The 2,599-nt window shown below is 64.4% G+C and carries 3 protein-coding genes; 2 read left to right on the top strand and 1 reads right to left on the bottom strand.

What is annotated here, in order from left to right; translation table 11 throughout:
* Together OXF11_02545 and OXF11_02540 are read left to right on the top strand one after the other, a co-directional pair.
* Positions 1–697 (top strand): DEAD/DEAH box helicase (locus OXF11_02545; protein MCY4485978.1); only part of this gene is annotated, 697 nt, incomplete at its 5' end.
* Between the two features lie 427 nt (positions 698–1,124).
* Positions 1,125–1,451: a hypothetical protein gene (locus OXF11_02540; GenBank protein MCY4485977.1), complete on the top strand. Its 327-nt coding sequence runs from the start codon at positions 1,125–1,127 to the stop codon at positions 1,449–1,451.
* Positions 1,452–2,301: 850 nt separating this feature from the next.
* Here OXF11_02540 and OXF11_02535 read toward each other — a convergent pair.
* The coding region (locus tag OXF11_02535) for a universal stress protein (GenBank protein ID MCY4485976.1) at positions 2,302–2,599 on the bottom strand (298 nt) is incomplete at its 5' end.

Raw genomic sequence — 2,599 nt, 5'->3', positions numbered from 1 at the left:
CTTAGCGCTTCGACCGTCACAGATCGACGTGGAAGCACCAACCGTTGATGGGAAAAAGCTCGTCATCAACAGGTTTCAGATGCGAGGCCGTTTTGCCATGCGCCTGGCTGACTACAAGGACGAGGAAGGCGGCGCTGCCCGTTTGGGAAGTGTAAGAGACACCTTCAACTCGCCGTTTCGTCCGTTTGCCCTGGCGACGACCTCAATCGGGCAGGAAGGGCTGGATTTCCACCCCTATTGCTATCGCGTATATCACTGGAATCTGCCGGGGAATCCCGTCGACTTGGAGCAACGCGAAGGTCGTGTCCACCGCTTCAAGGGACATGCAATAAGATTGAACTTGGCGCATCGCCAGATCGACGTGGTGCGGGGTCAGTCCGCCTATCCTGACGATCCGTGGAGAGCGATGTTTGATGCTGCAGGTGCCGAAACCGAGGCTGATAGCGACCTCATTCCGTACTGGATTTACGAAGGTCCAGTCAGGGTAGAGCGTCGTGTCCCCATGCTGCCTTTCAGTCGTGAAGTCCGCCGATTGGAATGGCTCAAGCACAGCCTAACAGTCTATCGGCTTTCGTTCGGGCAACCGCGCCAGGAGGACTTGTTGGAGTATCTGCAAGGCCTGCTGGGATCGGAAACGGCGATCGAGGATCTCGCCGAACTCCAGATTAGGCTTGAACCAGAAATTCAGGTTCGATGAACGACCTTCCGTTGCCCCAACGCGTGTACCGGAGCTGCTTACTGACCCTTTGTAAGCCTCCGGGGTAGGCCGCCTTTTCGGCTTAATAATGCGATGTATCGAGGCTGTGCGATCGGGAGTGGACGCCTGCGAGGTGTCCACCAAGGACTATTAGTCCTGCCGGGTGCAGAACGCCCGCGGAGAGGTGCGTACGCCGCGCCCTGACATACATAAGCCGGTAGCCCCATCCCTCGCGCCGCCGGTCCCGCGTCCGCACCGCCCACGACACCGTCTTTCGCGTGCTGCTCCGCCGTCCCGATGCCGTCTCCGTCCGCGCGCCTTTCGCCATCGAGAAGGGAGTGCCGGCCGTGAGCGGGGCGGCGGTCGGACGTCCGGGGGAGGGCGTTCGGTCGCCGATTTTCCTCATCGGCACGAAGGAGACGGCACCATGACGGCAGCCATGGCGATGCCCGGCAACACGGCGGAGACGTTCCTAGTTCATTTCTTCGGCACCGGCCTGGCCGACGACCGCTATGTGGTCGAGCGGTACCGGGCCCGCGCGGACGGCGACATCGTTCCCGCCCCCGCCGAGGCGCTCGCGGCGAAGGGCCGGCGCAAGGTCAAGCGCGCCACCGCCACGCTGAAGGCGGTCCGGGAGATGCGCCCCGCCACCACCGAGATCATCATCTGCACCGGCCTCAAGACCCGCGGCGGCATGCAGGTCTGGGGAAGCATCGCGGCCGGCCTCCTCTGCGACCGCAAGCAGAAGGGCTGACGGCCCCCCTTCCAGGACATCCCGCCGGCCCGGTGTCGGCGGGGCGTCCTTCCGTCCGTTTCCGGATTGGCAGGAAGGAGGCCGTCTTGGCCGATCACGACTCCGCCACGCGGCGGCAGCGTAACCTGGCGAGCTACCTCCTCGACGGGAAGCGCGACGAGCCCGCCGCGCCCGCCTGACGGCCTGCGCGGCGCTCCCAGCATACCAATGGCCGGACCGTGCATACGCCGTCGACCGCGACCCTGGTTTCAGCGATGCACCGACGCGCCACGTCCGGCCGCGCCCGAAGCAGGCGCCGCTTCGGCGCGCGGCTTCAGACAGAGCGCGCCGGCCGCCCTGGCGCGCGCGACCGCTCCAATCCGTGTCCCGCGGAGGGTCTCCAGTCCACCGGAAAGCCCGTGTCGACGAGCGAGACAGGCGGGTCTATACCACAACAAAGCAAGCAAATGCCCGAAACTGTGTCCCAAACGTCAATAACGCACCTTCGAACGGTAAATTGGTGACGGATCCGGGCTAACTCCCTTGGTCGCTCTGTCGCGGTGCACCCACCGTTCCAGCGAAGCCCAATCGCGGGTTTTCCGTCCCACAGCCCTCTCGCAGCAGACCACCCATCTTCGCCGCTGTCGAAAGTCGTCTCCTCGAATTTCCATCGGCCGGGACCAGCTTCTTCCCTGAATGTAGCGAACCTGTCAGGTGAGGAACCGAGTGCGTCAGTCGCGTACGCTTGGATCTGTGCGGGAGGGACTCGTAACCACCGATCCTACCCGGCAGCCATGCGGAACCGTTCCGCCGTTCCAGCGGGCGGGCACCTGCGGTCCGGGAGTCCTCTCGGGCACGCACCCGCCGCCGGTCACTTGACCGTGAGACACGCGCACTCGGCGAGGTGCGCTACCTTGTGCGAGACGCTTCCCATTACCAAGCCCGCTACGTTGCCGAGACCCCGGCGGCCCATGACCACCAGCTCCGCCTTTTCATGCTCGACTGCGGCGATGATGCTGCTTGCCGGATCGCCGTCCACGACCTGGGTCTTCACGTCTTGGACGCCCATCGCCGACAATGTCTCGCGGGCTTTCTCGGCGATCCCTTCGCCGACCTTGCGCAGAGTCTCGGGCGACACCGGAATGGGACCCTGCGGGTAACCCGATGCG

The organism is Deltaproteobacteria bacterium, assembly GCA_026712905.1.
Taxonomy (GTDB): Bacteria; Desulfobacterota; Binatia; order UBA9968; family JAJDTQ01; genus JAJDTQ01.
This window is presented reverse-complemented; position numbering and strand designations above follow the sequence as displayed.

Excerpts from the sequence above, each read along its gene's own strand:
- OXF11_02540 (MCY4485977.1), top strand. The coding sequence starts at position 1,125 with ATGACGGCAGCCATGGCGATGCCCGGCAACACGGCGGAGACGTTCCTA.